This is a genomic window from Candidatus Thiodiazotropha sp. LNASS1 (genome assembly GCF_964212655.1).
GTDB lineage: Bacteria > Pseudomonadota > Gammaproteobacteria > Chromatiales > Chromatiaceae > Thiodiazotropha.
The window spans coordinates 1,975,648-1,995,240 of sequence record NZ_OZ156465.1 but is presented as its reverse complement, the minus strand read 5'-3'; the positions used below and the strand labels follow the sequence as shown (position 1 = coordinate 1,995,240).

18 protein-coding genes are annotated in these 19,593 nt (G+C 54.2%); 14 read left to right on the top strand and 4 right to left on the bottom strand.

What is annotated here, in order from left to right:
- The 10 genes from AB8516_RS08715 (at position 1) to rimI (ending at position 10,765) form a co-directional block, all read left to right on the top strand.
- A complete protein-coding gene (locus AB8516_RS08715) occupies positions 1-714 on the top strand; it encodes an RDD family protein (RefSeq protein WP_369159884.1) in 714 nt (237 codons plus the stop codon).
- A complete protein-coding gene (locus AB8516_RS08710) occupies positions 714-1,703 on the top strand; it encodes a stage II sporulation protein M (protein WP_369159882.1) in 990 nt (329 codons plus the stop codon). The genes AB8516_RS08715 and AB8516_RS08710 overlap by 1 nt, the downstream gene beginning before the upstream one ends.
- Positions 1,690-3,174 carry a hypothetical protein gene (locus AB8516_RS08705; protein WP_369159880.1) on the top strand — a complete coding sequence of 495 codons (1,485 nt, stop codon included), beginning with the start codon at positions 1,690-1,692 and terminating at the stop codon, positions 3,172-3,174. The genes AB8516_RS08710 and AB8516_RS08705 overlap by 14 nt, the downstream gene beginning before the upstream one ends.
- A gap of 4 nt (positions 3,175-3,178) precedes the next feature.
- A complete protein-coding gene (locus AB8516_RS08700) occupies positions 3,179-4,333 on the top strand; it encodes a DUF4350 domain-containing protein (protein WP_369159878.1) in 1,155 nt (384 codons plus the stop codon).
- The gene (locus tag AB8516_RS08695) at positions 4,308-5,282 is read left to right on the top strand and encodes a MoxR family ATPase (RefSeq protein WP_108292137.1); all 975 of its coding nucleotides are present in this window, start codon (positions 4,308-4,310) and stop codon (positions 5,280-5,282) included. Before AB8516_RS08700 ends, AB8516_RS08695 begins: the two co-directional genes overlap by 26 nt.
- Positions 5,279-6,583 (top strand): DUF58 domain-containing protein, encoded by a 1,305-nt coding sequence (locus AB8516_RS08690; RefSeq protein ID WP_369159875.1) that lies wholly within the window; start codon positions 5,279-5,281, stop codon positions 6,581-6,583. The genes AB8516_RS08695 and AB8516_RS08690 overlap by 4 nt, the downstream gene beginning before the upstream one ends.
- 260 nt (positions 6,584-6,843) lie before the next feature.
- The gene (gene pssA, locus AB8516_RS08685; protein WP_108292133.1) at positions 6,844-7,614 is read left to right on the top strand and encodes a CDP-diacylglycerol--serine O-phosphatidyltransferase; all 771 of its coding nucleotides are present in this window, start codon (positions 6,844-6,846) and stop codon (positions 7,612-7,614) included.
- A 274-nt stretch (positions 7,615-7,888) separates the two neighbouring features.
- The gene (locus AB8516_RS08680; protein ID WP_369159873.1) at positions 7,889-9,439 is read left to right on the top strand and encodes a 2-isopropylmalate synthase; all 1,551 of its coding nucleotides are present in this window, start codon (positions 7,889-7,891) and stop codon (positions 9,437-9,439) included.
- Positions 9,440-9,536: 97 nt separating this feature from the next.
- Complete coding sequence (locus AB8516_RS08675) at positions 9,537-10,301, top strand: uracil-DNA glycosylase family protein (RefSeq protein WP_369159871.1); 765 nt, start codon at positions 9,537-9,539, stop codon at positions 10,299-10,301.
- Positions 10,298-10,765, top strand: a complete 468-nt coding sequence (gene rimI, locus AB8516_RS08670) for a ribosomal protein S18-alanine N-acetyltransferase (protein ID WP_369159869.1) — start codon at positions 10,298-10,300, stop codon at positions 10,763-10,765. The genes AB8516_RS08675 and rimI overlap by 4 nt, the downstream gene beginning before the upstream one ends.
- Before the next feature lie 45 nt (positions 10,766-10,810).
- Here rimI and AB8516_RS08665 read toward each other — a convergent pair whose 3' ends face one another.
- Complete coding sequence (locus tag AB8516_RS08665; RefSeq protein WP_369159867.1) at positions 10,811-11,512, bottom strand: putative metalloprotease CJM1_0395 family protein; 702 nt, start codon at positions 11,510-11,512, stop codon at positions 10,811-10,813.
- Between the two features lie 194 nt (positions 11,513-11,706).
- Between AB8516_RS08665 and AB8516_RS08660 the strand changes: the two genes are divergently transcribed.
- Both AB8516_RS08660 and AB8516_RS08655 read left to right on the top strand, forming a co-directional pair.
- Positions 11,707-13,287, top strand: coding sequence for a peptide chain release factor 3 (locus AB8516_RS08660; RefSeq protein ID WP_369163248.1), 1,581 nt, complete (start codon positions 11,707-11,709; stop codon positions 13,285-13,287).
- A 189-nt stretch (positions 13,288-13,476) separates the two neighbouring features.
- Positions 13,477-13,686: an acetyltransferase gene (locus AB8516_RS08655; protein ID WP_069122208.1), complete on the top strand. Its 210-nt coding sequence runs from the start codon at positions 13,477-13,479 to the stop codon at positions 13,684-13,686.
- A gap of 146 nt (positions 13,687-13,832) precedes the next feature.
- Here the strand turns inward: AB8516_RS08655 and AB8516_RS08650 are convergent, their stop codons facing one another.
- Both AB8516_RS08650 and AB8516_RS08645 read right to left on the bottom strand, forming a co-directional pair.
- Entirely contained in the window at positions 13,833-14,768 is a 936-nt protein-coding gene (locus tag AB8516_RS08650; protein ID WP_369159864.1) for an isoaspartyl peptidase/L-asparaginase family protein, read from the bottom strand.
- Positions 14,769-14,911: 143 nt separating this feature from the next.
- A complete protein-coding gene (locus tag AB8516_RS08645) occupies positions 14,912-15,091 on the bottom strand; it encodes a hypothetical protein (RefSeq protein ID WP_369159862.1) in 180 nt (59 codons plus the stop codon).
- Positions 15,092-15,640: 549 nt separating this feature from the next.
- Here AB8516_RS08645 and AB8516_RS08640 point away from each other — a divergent pair.
- Together AB8516_RS08640 and AB8516_RS08635 are read left to right on the top strand one after the other, a co-directional pair.
- Positions 15,641-16,864 carry a glucose-1-phosphate adenylyltransferase gene (locus tag AB8516_RS08640; protein WP_369159860.1) on the top strand — a complete coding sequence of 408 codons (1,224 nt, stop codon included), beginning with the start codon at positions 15,641-15,643 and terminating at the stop codon, positions 16,862-16,864.
- Between the two features lie 417 nt (positions 16,865-17,281).
- Positions 17,282-18,595 (top strand): PKD domain-containing protein, encoded by a 1,314-nt coding sequence (locus AB8516_RS08635; RefSeq protein ID WP_369159858.1) that lies wholly within the window; start codon positions 17,282-17,284, stop codon positions 18,593-18,595.
- 7 nt (positions 18,596-18,602) lie between these two features.
- On the opposite strand, the gene AB8516_RS08630 is transcribed toward AB8516_RS08635, so the two are convergent.
- Positions 18,603-19,589 (bottom strand): oxidoreductase, encoded by a 987-nt coding sequence (locus AB8516_RS08630; RefSeq protein WP_369159856.1) that lies wholly within the window; start codon positions 19,587-19,589, stop codon positions 18,603-18,605.
- Positions 19,590-19,593 lie beyond the last annotated feature (4 nt).

The window sequence follows — 19,593 nt, the reverse complement described above, 5'->3', positions numbered from 1 at the left end:
ATGCAGGTTGAACTCACAGAAGAGGATTCTGTAGAACCACTCGATACCCTGCTGAGTTATGAAATCCCGGAGGGGGTACTTCTCGATTATCGCCTGGCCGGACCGGTAGTGCGAGCCTGCGCCTGGGCGATAGATACCGCAGTGCGCGGTGTAATCTATCTCGTTCTGGTGCTCGTAATGTCCCTTCTGGGTGGTTTGGGCATGGCCGTCATTCTGATCGGTTTTTTTCTCATTGAATGGTTTTATCCAGTGGTGTTCGAAATTCAAAACGGCGCCACTCCGGGTAAGCGTGCCATGGGTATTCATGTCATACAGGACAATGGCACACCGGTGACGCCAAGTGCCTCAGTGATAAGAAACCTGTTGAGAACGGCTGATTTTCTACCCTTTCTCTATGCAACCGGTTTGCTGGTTATGCTGGTCAACAGGCGATTCAAGCGTTTGGGCGATCTGGCGGCAGGTACTGTGGTGGTCTATCGTGATACACAGATAAAACGGGATCTGCCTCCACAGGCGGTTGCCAGTAAACCGCCCGTTGAACTCTCCGAATCCGAGCAGTTGACCCTGTTGGCCTTCGCCGAGCGAGGTGAGAGGCTTTCCCTGGGACGACGCCAGGAGCTGGCGGAATTGTTGACTGAACAGACAGGTTTGAGAGGAGATGCTGCTGTCGATGTGCTCTACGCCTATGCAAACTGGATACTCAAGGGACGCTGATGAGACAACAGCAGTTTGAAACGGAAAACCAGTCCCTATGGGATCATATTACGGCGTTGATGAATGACCTGAGACGCCCGCAAGGCAAACGGCGCCTGTCGTTGCAGGAGCAGTTACGCTTTCCCGCCCTCTATCGTCAGCTCTGCAGCCACTATGCGCTGGCGCGTGGTCGCGGTTTCAGTCCTGCCCTGATCGAGCAGTTGCACGGCATGGTATTGCGCGGACATTCGCTGTTCTATCGCCAGCAGGGGGGATGGCGATGGCGACTGCTTGGATTTATCTCTGCCGGGTTTCCCAGTGCTGTGCGCCGAAGCGGTGGTTATTTTGCAATCTCTTTGCTTTTTTTTCTTCTACCGGCTGTGCTGATGGGGGTAGGTTGTTATCAGCAGGAGGATTTGATCTACACGCTTATCGACGAAACGACTGTAGCGCAGATGGAGAGCAGTTACGATCCGACCAATCAACGATTGGGGCGTGCGCTCGAGCGTGAGTCTGAAACCGATTTCACCATGTTCGGTTACTATATCCTGAACAATATCGGGATCGGCTTCAGGACCTTCGCCAGTGGAATACTATTTGCTGTTGGGACACTCTTTATACTGCTGTTCAACGGATTGGTGATCGGTGGTTTGGCCGGTCACTTAACGCAACTTGGTTATCACGATACATTCTGGCCATTTGTCTCCGGCCATGGCTCATTCGAGTTGACCGCCATCGTAATTTGCGGTGCTGCGGGATTGCGCCTGGGGCATGCGGTGATCGCACCCGGACAGCGGACGCGCGTGCAGGCGCTCAAGGATCAGGCGGAAGAGGCATTGCTGCTGGTCATGGGGGCGGCGCTGATGCTGCTCGTGGCTGCCTTTATCGAGGCCTTCTGGTCTTCCATGCAGTTGCAACCCATGACTAAGTATCTGGTGGCGGCCCTTCTCTGGTCTGTGGTTATCGCCTACCTGTTAATGATGGGCAGGGGGCGGCGTGGATCTCACTAGGATTGCCATCAAGCTGAGACCACGGCAAGCCTGGGAGAGTATCGATCTGGGTTTTGCCATGGCACGGAATTGGTTTATACCACTTTGGTCCCTATGGCTTTGCAGCGCACTGCCAATGATGGTTGTATTGGCGCTGTTGCCTTTGCCGCTTTGGTTGGCCGGTCTGATACTGTGGTGGTTTAAGCCGCTATATGAACCGACACTGCTGTATTGGTTGAGTCGTCGCCTGTTCGCAGAAACTACCTCTATCAAGACGGTATTTCGCAGTTGGTTGAAGATTGTACTGCCCCAGCTGGTGGCCAATCTTACATGGCGCCGCCTGAGTCCCTCCCGCTCTTTTGTCATGCCGGTGGTCGTTCTCGAGGGATTGAAGGGCCGTCAACGCAGCAGTCGTATCGGGGTACTCAGTCGTGGGACCCATGCGGCCGGTTGGTTGACGCTGGTAGGTCTTCATTTCGAAATCGTATTGGAGCTGGGTTTTATTTTGCTTGTTCTCAGCCTGATCCCACAAGAACTGCTCTGGATCGATTGGCAAAGTTACATTTTCGATCCCGATCCATTGAGTGAGTGGCTGCACCATGGTTGTGCCTTGCTGGCGATGTCGCTTATCGCCCCCTTCTACGTATCCGGCGGCTTTGCACTCTATCTCAACCGGCGTAGCCAGCTCGAAGCCTGGGATCTGGAGATTGGCTTGAGAAACATGGCTCAACGTCATCAACGCAGGCCATTGGCGGGTGCGGTATCACTCCTGCTTGTCGCCGCCTTGACAGTGGTTGGCATGCAACCTGGAACCGTTGATGCGTTGGCGATGGATCCCAGGGAGTCTCGGGATTTGATCAATGAGGTTTTGGCCGAGAATGAGTTCGGTCGTTATCAAGAGCTTGGTTACTGGAAATACATCGGCGAGGAGTCAGACGAGGAAGAGAACGGTTGGCTGGTCGAGTGGTTGCAACGACTCATCGGCGGGTTTGCCAATGACCTGGCATATTACGGCGAGGTGGCCCTGTGGTTGGTTGTGGCGGGCATTCTGGCCTATCTGCTCAACTGGTTTATCCAAAACCGCTCTCTGCTACAGGGGGGGAGGGGACCACAACGCAACAACAGCAGACAGATTCCCAGTCAGGTTGCCGGACTCGATCTGCGTCCTGAGAGCTTGCCGGATGATCCGGCCGCAAAGGCCGCCTCCCTGATCGAAGATGGTGATTACAGGGGAGGATTCAGCCTGCTCTACAGGGCCGCCTTGTCGGTATTGGTTCACGATCATGCAATAGAGATTGTCGAGGGTGCCACTGAGGGTGAGTGCCTGAGCAGCGTCCATGGTGTGATCGAGGATGATTCCAGTGCCTACTTTTCCCGCTTGACCGGAATGTGGCAGCAAATAGCCTATGGACATGTGCAGCCGTCGAAGGAGAAGGCGCTGCTGCTGTGTCGTGATTGGCATAGCTTTTTCGGGGCCAGCAGTGCGGAATAACGGTGTGCCAATTGCAGCCGCTCTGATAGTGCTGATACTCATCGGAGGCATGCTTGGTTCATGGTTTATGAATAATTTCGAGTATGTATCGGAACAGGTTCGAGGCAACATGGGAGCAGAGGCGAGACGCAATTCCCTGCTTGCCGCTGAACGCTATCTGTCCCGTCTTGGCATCTCCGCGAGCAGTCAAACGGGCCGTCAGCTCCTCATCGAACCCCCGCCGCGGTCGGGATTGCTTCTGGTCAGAGATCTTGGGCCTCCGCTTCCCCATTCCCGTGTGGCTGATCTGTTGGGTTGGGTGGAGCGTGGTGGATCTCTGGTTGTGACACCGGGCAATGCCGTTGAGGAGGGGCGCGGGCATCCGTTGTTGGAGCAGTTTGCGGTGGTCGTGGAATCGGATGAGTTTTTCGAAGAGGAAGAGGCTGGTTCCATCACAGTGCCGTGGAGCGAGGTTTCGCTGCAGATCGATTTCGATTCAGACAAATGGTTTAGTGTGTATAGCGAGGATACCTATTCAGCATCACCGGATGACGGGTTTTCGCATCTGTTGCGTTTTCCCTGGGGCGAGGGTAGCGTGACCTTTCTCAGCGACAGCGACTTTTTGACCAATGACCGGATTGGTGAGAAGGACCATGCCCTGTTGTTGGCATATCTTGCCGATGATCTGGATCATGCCTGGCTTCTATACGATTCCCAGATGCCATCCCTGATATCATTCATCTGGCGGGTTGCCCCTTATCTGCTGATCAGCATTGCATTGTTTGGAATTGTCGCTATTCGGCGAATCCAGTACACCACCGGTCCCTTGCTTTCACCGCGCATGACGAAGCATCGGGATCTACTGGAGCATCTGCAGGCGACTGCAGAGTTTACGTGGCGGCAGAATCCTTCAATGGGTTTGCTTGAGGCGACGCGCAAAGAGGTGGAAAAGCGCTGGTTGGTAAGCCACCCTCTGTTGCAACAGATGGATCAAAAGGCCCGTTGCAGCTGGTTGGCGAACCACACGGGGATGACCGCCGATTCGATACATAGAGCACTCTATTCACAGCGGGGTGATACGGGTCAACTGATCAAAACCACAACAAATCTGCAACGGCTTTTTGCCGCGTTGCACCCAGACAGGAATGAATACAATGGTAGCGGAAGCAGGGTTAAGTGAGTCGCTTATACAGCGTGCCAGAGGGCTGGAAGAGGAGATAGCACGTGCGGTAATCGGCCAGCAGCGCGTTGTGCATGAAGTGATACTGGCGCTCTACTCTGCCGGGCATGTGTTGGTGGAAGGGGTGCCGGGATTGGGCAAGACATTGCTGGTGCGCTGCTTGGCGGCGGCAGTGAAGGGATCGTTCAGTCGCATCCAGTTCACGCCGGACCTGATGCCGAGTGATATTTCAGGTCATATCATGTTTGATATGAAGAGTGAAAACTTCCGGGTGCGCAAGGGACCGGTATTTTGTAATCTACTGCTCGCTGATGAGATCAATCGTTCTCCGGCCAAGACCCAATCGGCACTGCTTGAGGCGATGCAGGAGCAACAAGTCACCATCGAAGGCCGTACCTTCCCGCTCTCTCCCCCATTCCTGGTTTTGGCGACCCAGAATCCTATCGAACAGGAGGGTACCTATCCGCTGCCTCAGGCGCAACTCGATCGTTTCCTGCTCAAGGTGTTTATCGACTATCCCGCCGAGGGAGATGAACAGTCGATGGTAAAACAGGTGACCCGGGGAGTTGTCGGCGATCAGCTCGATACATCCGCCATTCGTCCCCAGTTGAATGCGGACGAGATCCCGCGATTGCAATCATATATCGCGAAACTGGAGATGGATGAGCAGATCATCGATTACGCGGTACGCCTGGTCAGGGCGGCACGCGACTGGAACGGGATCGAGGCGGGTCCCGGGCCTCGCGGGAGTATAGCGCTGCTGCGGGTAGCCAGGGCTGAGGCGTTTTTATCCCAGCGTGACTATGTTACACCTGACGATATCAAGGTGGCGGCGCTGCCGGTTCTGCGACATCGTATTCGACTCGCGACCGATCTGGAGATCGAAGGTTATCAGCCGGACGATGTACTGAACGATCTGTTGGCAAATATACCCGCACCACGCCAGTGATCCCCACAACCCGCCTGACAATAGCCACAGCCCTGTTGATACTGCCGGCACTGCTGGCGGTTTGGTTTCCCTTTTGGGGGCTATCTTGGAAACTGCTCACGCCGCTGCTGTTGTTGCTTGCCCTGCTTGATCTGCTGCGATTACGCCGGTTACCGTCGCCTGAGTTGCTGCGTAAGGTCCGTACCAGCATACCCGTTGGTGTCTGGACCGGCGTGGAGCTGGATCTGCGCAACCGGTCGGATATTGCGCTCGATGTTGTGGTTCACGATCACTATCCGCAAGGATTCGAAGTGGAACAGCAGCCCCAGTCCCTTGTTGTCCCCGCGCATCGCCAGCTCAATCTGTTTTATCGCGTATTGGCTAAACGTCGGGGTGAGGGGCGATTCAGCGGTGCCGATCTGGTGATTCGCTCCCCCTTGGGATTGTGGCGACAGAAACGCTTCGTCGATCACCTCACCCAAGTACGCGTATTCCCGAATTTTCGTGAAATAGCCCGCTACGCCTTATTGGCTACCGACAATCATCTCAGTCAAATGGGTGTCCGCAGGCGGCAACGTCGTGGCGAGGGGAGTGATTTCCACCAGCTGAGGGAGTACAGAACGGGGGATTCATTGCGGCAGATCGACTGGAAGGCGAGTTCCCGTTATCGCCGCCTGATCTCCAAGGAGTATCAGGATGAACGTGACCAACAGCTGGTGTTCATGCTTGATTGCGGCAGACATATGCGCCATGAAGATGGCGCAGGCGCACATCTCGACCAGGCATTGAATGCAATGCTGTTGCTCTGCTATGTCGCAGACCGTCAGGGAGACGCCGTCGGGTTTCTCAGCTTTGGCGGGGATGAGCGGTGGCAACCGCCGATGAAAGGCGGGGACGTGGTGCGTCGTCTGCTGGATCGAACCTATGATATCGAATCCACCCTGCAGGCCTCTGACTATCTCGGCGCTGCGCATAAGCTGACGTCGTTGCAGCGGCGACGGGCCCTTGTGGTCATCTTGACAAACAGCCGAAACGAGGAACGAGACGATTTGCTGAAGGCGGTATCCCTACTGGTGCGCAGACATCTGGTTGTAATCGCGGATTTACATGAGGCGTCGCTGGATACTGTGGTTCAGACGCCGGTTGTCAACCTGCAGGGAGCGCTACGCTTTCAAGCCGTGATGGACTATCTCGGGCAGCGGAAACAGGGCCATGAGAGACTCGCTCACCGGGGCGCCCTGATAATGGACTGTCGGCCTCAGCAACTGCCGGTCACTCTGGTAAACACCTATCTCGATGTGAAGGGATCGGGTCGCCTTTGAGATGAAGGGTGTTGAAAAAAGCAAGCCGCAAATCGACGCAAATAGTGATAAGTCCGCAAATGAAAGCGAATAAACGCAAATATTATTTCAACAAAGCATCATGACATCAGGTGGTGCGTAAGTGGGCCCCTGCTTTACGCTGCTGACTTAACCAGCTCAGCAGTTGAATATTGTGGGTATAAAGGAATCATTCAGTGTGGCGCTTTTGATGATCAGCCTTGTTATAATCCTTTAAATTATCAGTTAATCTGGTCGGAACTATGGAGCCTGAAGAGATCAAGCAGAAGAAAAGAAGTCGAGGGATCTATCTGTTACCGAACCTGTTCACGACCGCTGCCCTGTTTGCAGGCTTCTATGCCATCCTGGCGGCCGTCAACGGTAAATATGAGATCGCATCCGTCGCTATCTTCGTTGCCATGCTGATGGATGGCCTGGACGGGCGTGTGGCGCGGATGACCAAGACCCAGAGCGCCTTCGGTGCAGAGTATGACAGTCTGTCGGATATGGTTTCGTTTGGACTGGCTCCGGCCCTGGTTGTCTACATCTGGGCATTGAGTGATCTGGGTAAACTGGGCTGGTTGGCGGCCTTTATCTATACCGCCACCGCTGCCTTGCGACTGGCCCGGTTCAATACCCAGCTGACCAATACGGATAAAAAATATTTTCAAGGATTGCCGAGTCCGTCCGCAGCAGCCATCATGGCCGGGGGGGTCTGGCTGGGTGTCGATTATGGTATGGACGGTAATACGCTGGGCTGGCCGGCCGCGATCATAACAACCCTCACCGGGTTACTGATGGTGAGTAATTTTCGTTATCACAGTTTCAAGGAGATCGACTTCCAGGGCAAGGTACCGTTTATCGCCCTGGTGGTGGTTGTGATCGTGCTGGCTATCGTGCAGACCCATCCACCCACGGTGCTGTTTCTTCTGTTTCTTGCCTATGCGATCTCAGGGCCTGTCCTGACCCTGGTCCAGTTGCGTAAGCACCGCGAGCAACGAATCACCAGCGAACGCAGGGGTGATGAACCCTGAGTGCTATCGGCTAGGGCCTGTTAACACTAATCCAAGACACTACACGAGCTGCTCGTTTCTGAGTCGTTGGCCAGGTATCCGGTCAGCTTGGATATTTGTTGTGTCTATCTTGTCTACATGCAAGCGGCCTGCGCGCAATCATTACCCTTCGAGGGTTTCGGATTATCGATGATTGGCATTCCGTAGGGCGTGGGTTATATTCGATTGTTATCTTAAGAAAAGCCGTTTGGCGGGTAGCCAATCGCTGCCGCGCTGAATCCTGCTGGAGTGGAGTATGAGCCAAGCTGATCAATTGATCATTTTCGACACGACTTTGCGCGACGGTGAACAAAGTCCCGGTGCGTCCATGACAAAGGACGAAAAGGTCCGCATTGGCAAGGCCTTGGAAAAACTGCGTGTCGACGTCATAGAAGCGGGTTTCCCGATCGCAAGCCAGGGTGATTTCGAGGCTGTCTCTGCGGTGGCCAACGTGGTAAAGGACTCGACAGTGTGTGGTTTGGCCCGTGCCCTCGACAAGGACATCGATCGTGCCGGTGAGGCATTGAAAGCGGCCAATTCAGCCCGTATACACACCTTCATCGCGACCTCGCCCATTCATATGCAGCACAAGCTGCGCATGACCCCGGACCAGGTCGTCGAACAGGCGGTGCATGCGGTCAAACGGGCCAGAAGATACACTGATAATGTGGAGTTCTCCGCCGAGGATGCCGGTCGTTCCGAAATCGATTTTCTATGCCGTATCTTCGAGGCGGTTATCGATGCGGGCGCCTCTACCCTGAATGTACCCGATACGGTGGGCTATGCCATGCCGCACCAGTTTGGCGACCTGATCCGCCGGATGCGTGAGCGGATCCCGAATGCCGACAAGGCGATCTTTTCAGTCCATTGTCATAACGATCTGGGTTTGGCCGTGGCGAACTCGCTGTCGGCTGTCAGCAATGGGGCGCGACAGGTTGAGTGCACGATCAACGGTCTCGGTGAAAGGGCTGGCAACGCCTCCCTGGAAGAGGTTGTGATGGCTGTGCGAACCCGGCCAGACACATTTTCCTGCCAGACCAGGCTAGATAGCACCCAGATCGTCGCCTGTTCAAAGCTGGTTTCCAATATCACCGGTTTTCCGGTGCAGCCCAACAAGGCGATCGTCGGCGCCAACGCCTTTGCCCATGAATCCGGCATACATCAGGATGGGGTGCTGAAGTCGCGGGAGACCTACGAAATCATGCGTGCGGAGGATGTGGGTTGGAGCCAGAACCGCATGGTCTTGGGTAAGCACTCCGGACGCAACGCCTTTCGCACACGCCTGGAGAGTCTGGGAATAAGTTTTGAGTCGGAGGAGGAGCTGAACGCGGCCTTTTCGCGCTTCAAGGATCTGGCGGATAAAAAGCATGAGATATTCGACGAGGATCTGCAGGCCTTGGTGACAGATACCAAGACCGAGTCATTCAACGAAAGGGTCAAGCTGATCGCCCTCAAGGTCTGCTCCGAAACCGGTGAGACACCCCATGCAGAGGTGACGCTGAGCATCGATGGGGAGGAGGAGCCGGGTGTGGCATCGGGTGGTGGTCCCGTGGATGCCGCCTTCAAGGCGATTGAAAGCATCGTCAACAGCGGCACGGAACTGCAGCTCTATTCCGTAAACAACATCACCAGCGGCACCGATGCCCAGGGGGAGGTTACTGTTCGGTTGGAAAAAGGTGGAAGAATCGCCAATGGGCAGGGTGCCGATACCGATATTGTTATCGCTTCCGCAAAGGCCTATATCAATGCGGTGAACAAGATTCTGGAGCCGGTGGAGAAGGCCCATCCGCAAACCGGGGATGTTTAGTGGCTTGCAATTGTAATTCTGCGATCGATCCATCCGGAGCAGGCTTTACTGTGGTAAAAAGCCGCACACAGCACTTCGTCTTCTGCGCCCCTGTAGCATGAAGGAGCCGCGTCGGATTCACTATCTGAAGGCCATGGGTCTGACTCTATGGCAGCGGCGGATTGACGCCAAGGCCGGGCGTGGGGATGAGTCGCGGGAGGGCGCAGAAGATGCCTGGGCGGTTGGTTCAGAAACAGCTGTGGCTCATTCCGATCCGATAGATGAGACGGCACCTGCTTTGGAAGCGCGGGCGAACCCGGAAATCGATTGGCAGGAATTGCAGCAAAGTGTAAAGCGATGCAATGCATGCGGACTGCGTGCCGGTTGCACACAAACCGTATTCGGTGTCGGTAATCCCCTGGCGGAGCTGCTTGTGATCGGTGAGGCCCCGGGTGCCGACGAGGACAGGCAGGGCGAACCCTTCGTCGGTCGAGCCGGTCAGCTTCTGAATGGGATGTTGCTGGCCATGGGCTACAAACGAGAGGCTGTCTTTATTGCCAACATCGTAAAATGCAGACCGCCCAACAATCGGGATCCAAAGCCGGAGGAAGCCCTGAGCTGTGAGCCCTACCTGAAGAGACAGATTGAATTGATAAAGCCGAAAGTGATTCTCGCGGTGGGTCGCATTTCAGCACAGAATCTACTCAAAACCGATATTGCCGTGGGTAAACTGCGGGGGCGGATTCACAGCTTCGGAAATCATGGCGTTCCGTTGGTTGTGACATACCACCCGGCCTATCTTTTGCGTTCCCCCGAACAGAAAGGCAAGGCCTGGCAGGATCTGCAGCTGGCGCTTTCCATATTGCGGGGGGATCGAGTGTGAGTGCCCAGTTACAGGATCCTCTGCTCGGTCTCCGCCCCATGCAAGTGGAGGATCTTCCACAGGTCATGGCGATCGAGGAGGCGGTCTATCCTCACCCCTGGACCCTGGGGATTTTTCAGGACTGTCTGCGTGTCGGCTATTGCTGCTGGGTAGTGAATCTCGATCAGCAGGTGATCGGCTATGGCGTGATGTCGGTGGTCATCGATGAGTCGCACATCCTCAATATCTGTATCGATCCCAAATGGCAAGGTAAGGGATTGGCAATAAAGTTAATCAGGCGCTTATTGAAAATTGCCCGCCAGCACGGAGCCGAGACGGTTTATCTGGAAGTCAGGGTTGGTAATAAACCTGCAATTGGGCTGTATAAGAAATTGGGCTTTGTCGAGATAGGACAGCGGCGCGATTATTATCCCGACCGTAACCAGTCCCGCGAGGATGCATTGATGATGTCACTGGAGTTGTAGCGTCAGGCAAGGAACGCAAGATGAAGACACCTTGATATATGCCTTTTATATCATCTCGTCGATAGTGGAGGGATTGCTGTGCAGGTTGGCGACGCTGCCAACGGATTGAAAGGAGGCAATGGCCCGTTGCCCCAAAAACGTATTTTGAGTGCTTGCTACACCCCCGTCGCCGTCACGTTGTGTGGCCTTTTCTCTGTTTTCCGCCAGCTGCTGACGCTGTTCGGCCTGGATTTCACTTCGTGCCTGGGCGGCCATCGCCGAGGCCTGTGCTGCGACCTGACGATCCTGCGGTGACGGGTCGGCCGGTGCCAGTGCGGCCCTGCGGACCGTTTCCGCCTGCCTGGCCCGTTCTCTGGGGTCGTCGGTCGATGGTATGCGGATCGAAACCTCTCCTCCGACCGCATAGCTACGTCCGTCGGGACCTCTCTTGTATGTATAGCTGCCACCGCTAGCCAGGCCGCCCGCTGCAGCCCGGTGAGCGGCCTCATGGGCCCGAACCTCCCGGTCTCTCTTCTGCAGTTCCCTGACTTCCGCCTGTTCCTCCTGAGTCAGCCGGCTATTCTCCCCGCTCTCGCGGACCGGTCGTTGTGTGGTGCTGTCACGGGTGGCAGGGGTGGCGGCTGAGTCTGCAGAGGCACCGCCTGATGTATATTTATCGGGGCTGGTGGCCTGGGCTCCGGGTACAGTCCGCTCTACCGCAGATGCGGTATTGCCGAGGCCGGACAGCATGCCGAGGGAGATAGTCATGGCGTTACCAAATCGTTCCACCTGCCACAATTATAAGCAACAATCCGACAAACGGTTTCACCCTGCCCCGCAATAACTGCGCTTTCTGAATTAATTTCCCTCGATGGGTTTCTGAAACTCAGATTGGATGAGTCACTACGGTGGCCCTGAATGGGGTATAATCCGCGACCTTTTAACAGTGAAACATGGCCTCAATGTCCGAATTGCTTGAACAACTCAGCCGGCGACGCACCTTCGCCATCATCTCCCATCCGGATGCGGGTAAAACCACATTGACGGAAAAACTACTCCTCTATGGCGGGGCGATCCAGATGGCCGGCACGGTCAAGGGACGCAAAGCGGCGCGCCATGCCACCTCCGACTGGATGGAGATGGAGAAGGAGCGTGGGATCTCCGTCACCTCCTCGGTGATGCAGTTTCCCTACCGGGATGAGATCGTCAATCTGCTCGATACCCCCGGTCATGAGGATTTTTCAGAAGATACCTACCGGACCTTGACGGCAGTGGATTCGGCATTGATGGTCATCGATGTGGCGAAGGGTGTCGAGGAGCGAACGATCAAACTGATGGATGTGTGCCGTTTGCGCGACACGCCGATTCTCACCTTTGTCAATAAACTCGATCGCGAGGGACGCGACCCGCTGGAGATACTGGATGAGATCGAGGAAGTGCTGAAGATAAAGTGCGCCCCCGTATCATGGCCGATAGGCATGGGTAAACGTCTGAAAGGAGTCTATGATCTGCGCAGCGACACCACCCATCTTTTCAGTGCCACCCATGGTGGCAAGATCCAGGTGGGTGAGGTCATAGAAGGTATCGACAATCCCAAGCTGGATGACCTCATCGGCAGCCAGGCGGAGGAACTGCGCGAGGAGATAGAGCTGGTGCGTGGCGCCAGCCATGAACTCGACCTGGAGGCCTATGCCCGGGGTGAGCTGACGCCGGTGTTTTTCGGATCGGCAATCAACAACTTTGGTGTCAAAGAGCTGCTGGATGCCTTTGTCGAGTATGCACCTGGACCGCTGTCACGCACGGCGCAACAGCGCCTGGTGGAGCCATCGGAGGCTAAATTCAGCGGCTTTATCTTTAAAATTCAGGCTAATATGGATCCACAGCACCGGGATCGTGTTGCTTTTTTGCGTGTCTGCTCAGGCAGCTACCGCAAAGGCATGAAGATGCGGCATGTGCGGATCGGTAAGACCGTGCAGATCAGCAACGCCATCACCTTCCAGGCCGATGAGCGTCGCCATGTGGATGAGGCCTGGCCGGGAGATATCATCGGCCTGCACAATCATGGCACTATTCAGATCGGTGATACCTTTACGGAAGGGGAGGAGTTGAAGTATGGAGGAATTCCCTATTTTGCACCGGAGCTGTTTCGCCGTGTGGTATTGAAAGATCCGCTCAAGCAGAAAGCGCTGCTGAAAGGTGTTTTGCAGCTGTGCGAAGAGGGTGCCACCCAGGTCTTCAGGCCGCTGAAAAACAATGATCTGGTCCTGGGTGCCGTGGGTATTTTGCAGTTCGATGTGGCTGTGGCACGACTGAAGTACGAGTATAAGGTCGAGGCGATCGTGGAACCCGTCAACGTGGCTACGACCCGTTGGATTGTTTGCAAGGACGAAAAAATGCTGGAGCGATTCAGGGATAAGGCCTATGACAACCTGGCATTGGATGGGGATGACCAGCTGGTCTATCTGGCACCAACCCGGGTGAACCTCGATCTGGCCATGGAACGTTGGCCGGATATCGAATTTCTGGCCACGCGCGAACTTTGAAAAACCAATACCCCAATCGTTGATTTCTTTAATCTCCTTTTGGGGATGGGTGGAGCAGATACTCCACACTTCCGGTAGCGTTGAAAATCGTCCTTGCTAATCCATAATTATTAATAGAAGACTTTTTCAGAGGCAGTAAACAGCCAGGGTTGTTGATCTCCACTGCCCCGGTTATAAAGGAGGTAGTCGATGTTTCTAATGCAGAAAAACAGTGAAAAACTGGTAGAAGTGCTGAGTCTGACAGACCTTTTTAATCCAAATCACACTGAGATAATTGGACGTTTCCATGCGGGAGAAGAGATGCAGGATGCTGAGAGGTTTGCAAAGGATCAGATGAAATTCCCTTCCGGGGAACCACTTCCCCAATGCTGGCTGGATTCCGAATACCGGCGACACTGATTGAAGGGTGTCTGAACTCACGGATTTGGGATTGAACTGACATCCGACATCGGAATGGGGCGCTTTTTTACGCTTCCCTATCCTCAGTGCAGATTTTGCGAAAGCGAAGCCACAACAGGGGAAGCGTGCCCGTGTCCGGTTTACAGCTAAAAAGACGCGTAGCTCTGGCCCGATTTTTCGATCCAGCCATGGATCATCTTTTGGGTTGTGAAATCGGCGGCGCAGTTACCCTGATGGTCGATGACGATCATGCCCCCCCTGCCTTTGACCTTGCGTAGCAGATACTCGATGCCATACTCCACCGCACCCTTGGCGTCGAAGTTGAGAAGCTCCATGGCATCCGACACGGTCTTGGCAAGGACGGTACGCATGAAATCTTCACCGAAACCGGTGGTGGAAACCGCACAGGTCTGATTGTCGGCAAACACCCCTGCACCGATAATCGGCGAGTCACCGACCCGTCCCATGCGCTTATTCACCACACCCCCCGTGGATGTCGCCGCAGCCAGGTTTCCCTCAATGTCGCGAGCGACGGCGCCAATGGTGCCATACTTCTGGTCTTCGGAAATTTCATCGCTTTCATCATGGTCCAGCATGATTCGATGTTGCAGCTGTGCCTGCTCCAGCTGCTGAACGCGATCGGGTGTGAAAAAATAGTGATCCGGGGTCAGGCGCATGCCGCAGTGGGCTGCAAAATTCATCGCGCCATCGCTGATCAGCATCACATGCTCGCTTTCCGCCATTACCAGGCGGGCCAGCTGTATAGGGTTGGCGATATTGCTTACTGCAGCGACAGCGCCGGCGGAGAGATCACGACCATCCATGATGGCGGCATCCATTTCCACTTTGCCGTTTTCATTGAGTACGGAACCGCACCCGGCATTGAATACCGGATCGTCCTCCAGCAGGGATGCGCAGGTCTCCACTGTTTCTAGGGCGCTGCCTCCGCTATTCAGGATATCTCGGCCATGTTCCAGGACGGTACGGATGCTCTCCAGATAGCGCAAGGCCATCTTGTTGTCCTTGACATTGTCCAGAGCTCCCGCGCCGCCATGCACCATCAGTGAGAAGGTTTCTTGCATTGTTCTCTCTAGGGCCTGTTCACACTAATCCAATGGATACTGCCGGGACTTTTTTTCGTTCTGCAGGGCAGAATGAGCAAATTGCAGTTATTCTGTATCAGCTAATGATAACGCTTAAAACTACCAGAGACGCCTTTCTAACTCTAGCTTGATTCCCATGCATTGATACCGAGTTTCGATGCAATCAGGATCGGATAGGAAGCACCGTTGTAGCGTGGGTTGTACTCAATCGCGAGATAGTCAGTTTTCTGCTCCCCCGGTAATACAGCAACATCGAATGCGGGAATATCCTTGAAACCCCCCTCCGCCATCCATTTGGTCATCGGCTCAACGATGTTCCAGGACTCGTGTGGAGTGGGATGAGAATCGCCATGTTGTGCCGTCCCTTCAAGTATCTGCTCTGTGGCAAGCGGCCGTCGCTACCCGGCATCAATAACCCGATACTGCAAATTGAGGAAGATCTCGCTTGCGAGAGAGGCGAAGTTGTTGTTGAAATTGATGAATGCCAATTTTTAGTTTCTATTGGCATCCACAGCAGAGAGTAGGGCTGATTTTTTCAGGCCATTGAATTTAAGAGAAAAACAGAACACCATTGTAGTCTTGCCCGATACAGTATTGGATGGTCGGTCACTTATGTTCCCGCTTGCGGGGGCTACGCTTGCGCCATCGGAGTGCATAGGCATTATTATCAATAGCGCCGATGGATGAAAGCGGTGCGTATGCACCGAATAAAACCTCTGATTTGGATTTGTTAGTATTCCCACCTGTCTTGGGATCGGTTACCAGGCCGTGAATCCTGTTATAGGATCGTTTCTTGCTAATCCATTGCTATAGAGAATCCACTCAGGGGATTATAAAAGCGGAGTTACATGATGCTAGACAAGACATTGACTGTGATCCTCGCAGGTGGTCAGGGTTCTCGCCTGCAGCCACTCACGCTCGAACGGACCAAGGCAGCAGTACCCTTCGGGGGACAATACAGAATCATCGATTTCCCTCTGGTCAATTGCCTGCACTCCGGGTTACGCAGGATATTGGTGTTGACTCAATATAAATCCCACTCCCTGCAAAAGCATTTGAGAGACGGATGGTCGCTGTTCAATCCGGAGTTGGCTGAATACATCACCGCCGTTCCGCCTCAAATGCGAAGGGGTGGTGGTTGGTATGACGGTACTGCTGATGCCGTTTACCAGAACCTCTACATGCTCAAGCGCAGTGGTGCGGAACGGGTATTGATCCTGCCCGGTGATCATATTTATCGAATGGATTACGCGCCAATGATCGCATTTCATGGGCAACATAAAGCCAGTGTAACGGTCGCTTGCATGCAGCGCCCGTCTGCAGAAGCCGGTCTTTCCGGAATCTTGGACCTGGACCGGAATGGTCAAGTCAATTCTTATGGGGTGCTGCATGAGCGGCAAAGAGCCGATAGTGGTGGTGAGTCAACTGCCCAGGTCTCAATGGGTATCTATCTCTTTTCCATTGACGGACTGATTTCCGCGCTTGAGGAGGATCACGATCTGAACGGTTCCAGTCATGATCTCACCCATGACATCCTGCCGAAAATGGTTGCGGCCGGCGGTGCCTACGCCTACCAATTCGGTGGTGAGACGGGGCGTGTCAGCCAGGACCGCTATTGGCGGGATGTCGCCACCATCGACAGTTACTATGAAGCGAACATGGAGTTGTTGGACCCGGTGCCGTCATTGGATCTGTATCAGCCTGAGTGGCCGATCCGTACCCACCATGGGCAAAACCCGCCAGCACGGACCGTGCCGGGCATCTCAGGCAGTGAGGGGATCTTTATCAACTCCATCGTTGCCAATGGGGTCCTCATCGTGGGTGGCAGTGTACAGCGATCCATTTTGTTTCCGAAGTGCCTGATCGGGGATGAAGCGGTGATCCATAATTCGATTCTTTTCGATGGCGTCAAGGTCGGCGATAGGGTGCAGTTGGAGAATTGTATTGTCGACAAGGGTGTTGTGATTCCTGCCGGTGAGCGTATTGGATTTGATCAAGCGCGTGACGCAGCCCGATTTTCCGTTTCCCCCAAGGGGGTGGTCGTCGTACCCAAGGATTACCGTTTCACTACCTGATTGTGGAACGACTTAAGATATCCATGACGATATCATTGCGGGGAACATTACGACCATTTGACTCCTCTATATGGAGTACATGCAGCAGAATACGACGATACCGTAATACGGTAGATACAATGGGGTTCTAGCATCGAGACACATATATACCGGAGAGCTAACAGATCACTTTAAGGGATCCAATCATGTCATTGTTCCAGACTTGGTTGGCCACAGTGTTTTCGCTCACAGGGTGGGTGATTAATAATTGCTGTAGGCAGGCACTCAGCAGCTAAGATGATCTAGTTGGCCACCGGATTAGCGATAGACCGTGTCAATAGGCCGATCATTGTCGCTAGTTAAAAAGTATGGATGGTAACGGAGCATTTTGACTGCTCTGTTTGTCGGCACCATCGGAGGAAGGATACCAGGTGAATTATGGCTATCAAGTTAGTTGGTTGTTACATTGTCGAATATCTGGCCGTTATATTAATCATCGCCGGTTTGACAGCTTGTGGCGGCTCTTCATCAGGGGATCAAAGCGATTCAACTGACACCCAGGTTACGAATCAAGCACCAATCGCTTTCATTTCCGCTGACCCTACCAGTGGCATTATCAGTCTACAGGTGAGCGTTGATGGCAGGGAGTCCAAGGACGACACCGGTATCGTCGGATATCAGTGGGACTTTGGTGATGGCACAGCCTCTCAGTTGCCCAATACGTCACATATCTACACGACGGCAGGCAGTTATGTGATAACGCTGACAGTGACAGACCAGGATGGTCAAACCGGTTCTGTTTCAACGACAATTCATGCCCTGGCCTCAGATGACAATAGTGGCGCCATTGTGCCCACAGCCGTGTCGTTCTTCGATGATTTCGAATATTCGATCGAACGAAACTATTCCGGCGATCCCAGCGGAGAGAGCAATCCATTCACCACGCAAGGGGGTTGGAATCAGGTCAAAGCGGTGAACATTACCGGCAGCCATAATGGTTATCTCTATACCGTAGATGAAATACCTGGTTATTCCGGTAGTTTTCCAGGGATCGATTCAACCCGGGTACTCGCTATCGAAGCCCGTCCGGGTTCGCTGGGTTCCCAGACCGACTTCTATCTCCAGTTTGGTGATGAAAACTCGCCGCAAGGCAGTGTGCCCGCTGATGTCTGGTTTCAGTTCTGGATCTACCCTAACTATTACGACGATCCGGCAGATATCAATGATCAGCTCAGCGCCTATGATGGCCGCTTTAAATTTATCTATCCCTGCAGGGGCGGATACCCATGCGCGCAAGAAAACCTCGCATGGTTATATTCCCTCGGTCATACCACGGGTGAACCATTCTGGGCAAATACAGACAATCGTGAACTTTATATGACGACCACCGATTTACGCTATGCCGACTATCTGATAGCGCCTGACTACAATCAGTTCAAGCTGGGACAAACCGATGTCAGTGAGAACATTACGCCCAATCGATGGACCCTTGTGAAAATACATATGGATACATCGTCGACATCAGCTTCTTACGAAGGCTGGGTCAGGCCTTTTGGCGGCTCATGGGTGAAGGTGGCCGAGTGGATCGACGGTGTGACGCCTGACTTCTCCTGGCGTATTCCTGAGGGCGATGTGGGAGGCCACCGGGTCTTTAGAATACCGACAACCATGGATGATTTTGATTCATGGATCTATCTGGATGACTTTGCCATGACCGCTTCGGAAGCGGACCTTCCCATCTATCCCAATTGAATCGGCCCTAGAAGGACACCAGGGTACGTCCCGTAATCTTGCCCGCGAGTATCTGGTCAAAGATTTCCGGGAGCTGCTCTATGGAGACTGTCTGGGTCAGGATGTCGTCCATGTGCCTGGGCCGCAGGTCGGTGGCCAGGCGCTGCCAGATCTCTTCCCGAATCTCATAGGGGCAGCCGGCGGAGTTGATTCCAATCAGGCTGACGCCTCGTAAAATGAATGGCATCACCGTGGTATTCAAGTCATGCCCGCCGGCCAAACCGATTGCGGCGATGTTGCCCCAGGGTTTGATCTTGCGGGTGATGCTGGAGAGCATTTCGCCACCCACGTTGTCCACAGCACCCCCCCATGTGCTCCGTTCCAGGGCGTGGTGGTAGGCACTGACCTGCTCACGTCCCAACACCTCTTGCGCGCCGAGGTGCTCCAGAAAGGCCTGTTGATCCGCCTTGCCGGTGACGGCATGCACATCAAACCCCTCTCCATCGAAGATGTTGACCGCAATGCAGCCCACCCCCCCGGTGGCGCCGGTGATCAATATGGGGCCCATATCCGGGCGTTGGCCGTTGACCTCCATGCGGTGCAGCGCCAAGGCAGCGGTGAAACCGGCGGTGCCCAAGATCATCGACTGGGAGGCGGTGAGACCCTCAGGCAACGGTACTACCCAGTCTGCCGGCACCCGAAGATATTCGGCATAGCCGCCATCAACCGTAGTTGAGAGCTCGTAACCAGTAACAATCACCGTGTCACCAGATTTAAAACGTTTGTCGCTGCTCTCGGCAACTTCACCGCAGGCATCGATACCGCCGGTCAGCGGATAGCGTCTGATGATCTGTGCCTTGCCTGTCCCGGCCAGGGCATCTTTGTAATTGATACTGGAGTATTGCACACGGATCAGGATTTCACCCTTATCCAGGGGTTGTAACTCAAGTTCTTCAATCCCTGCCGAATGTTGAGCATTCTCTCTATGGATACGAAAGGCTTTATAAGAAGTCATGTCA

Excerpts from the sequence above, each read along its gene's own strand:
- pssA (WP_108292133.1), top strand. The coding sequence starts at position 6,844 with ATGGAGCCTGAAGAGATCAAGCAGAAGAAAAGAAGTCGAGGGATCTAT.
- AB8516_RS08630 (WP_369159856.1), bottom strand. The coding sequence starts at position 19,589 with ATGACTTCTTATAAAGCCTTTCGTATCCATAGAGAGAATGCTCAACAT.
- AB8516_RS08660 (WP_369163248.1), top strand. The coding sequence starts at position 11,707 with ATGTCCGAATTGCTTGAACAACTCAGCCGGCGACGCACCTTCGCCATC.
- AB8516_RS08710 (WP_369159882.1), top strand. The coding sequence starts at position 714 with ATGAGACAACAGCAGTTTGAAACGGAAAACCAGTCCCTATGGGATCAT.
- AB8516_RS08715 (WP_369159884.1), top strand. The coding sequence starts at position 1 with ATGCAGGTTGAACTCACAGAAGAGGATTCTGTAGAACCACTCGATACC.
- AB8516_RS08695 (WP_108292137.1), top strand. The coding sequence starts at position 4,308 with ATGGTAGCGGAAGCAGGGTTAAGTGAGTCGCTTATACAGCGTGCCAGA.
- AB8516_RS08645 (WP_369159862.1), bottom strand. The coding sequence starts at position 15,091 with ATGACCAAATGGATGGCGGAGGGGGGTTTCAAGGATATTCCCGCATTC.
- AB8516_RS08640 (WP_369159860.1), top strand. The coding sequence starts at position 15,641 with ATGCTAGACAAGACATTGACTGTGATCCTCGCAGGTGGTCAGGGTTCT.
- AB8516_RS08675 (WP_369159871.1), top strand. The coding sequence starts at position 9,537 with ATGAAGGAGCCGCGTCGGATTCACTATCTGAAGGCCATGGGTCTGACT.
- AB8516_RS08650 (WP_369159864.1), bottom strand. The coding sequence starts at position 14,768 with ATGCAAGAAACCTTCTCACTGATGGTGCATGGCGGCGCGGGAGCTCTG.
- AB8516_RS08635 (WP_369159858.1), top strand. The coding sequence starts at position 17,282 with ATGGCTATCAAGTTAGTTGGTTGTTACATTGTCGAATATCTGGCCGTT.
- AB8516_RS08655 (WP_069122208.1), top strand. The coding sequence starts at position 13,477 with ATGTTTCTAATGCAGAAAAACAGTGAAAAACTGGTAGAAGTGCTGAGT.
- AB8516_RS08665 (WP_369159867.1), bottom strand. The coding sequence starts at position 11,512 with ATGACTATCTCCCTCGGCATGCTGTCCGGCCTCGGCAATACCGCATCT.
- AB8516_RS08680 (WP_369159873.1), top strand. The coding sequence starts at position 7,889 with ATGAGCCAAGCTGATCAATTGATCATTTTCGACACGACTTTGCGCGAC.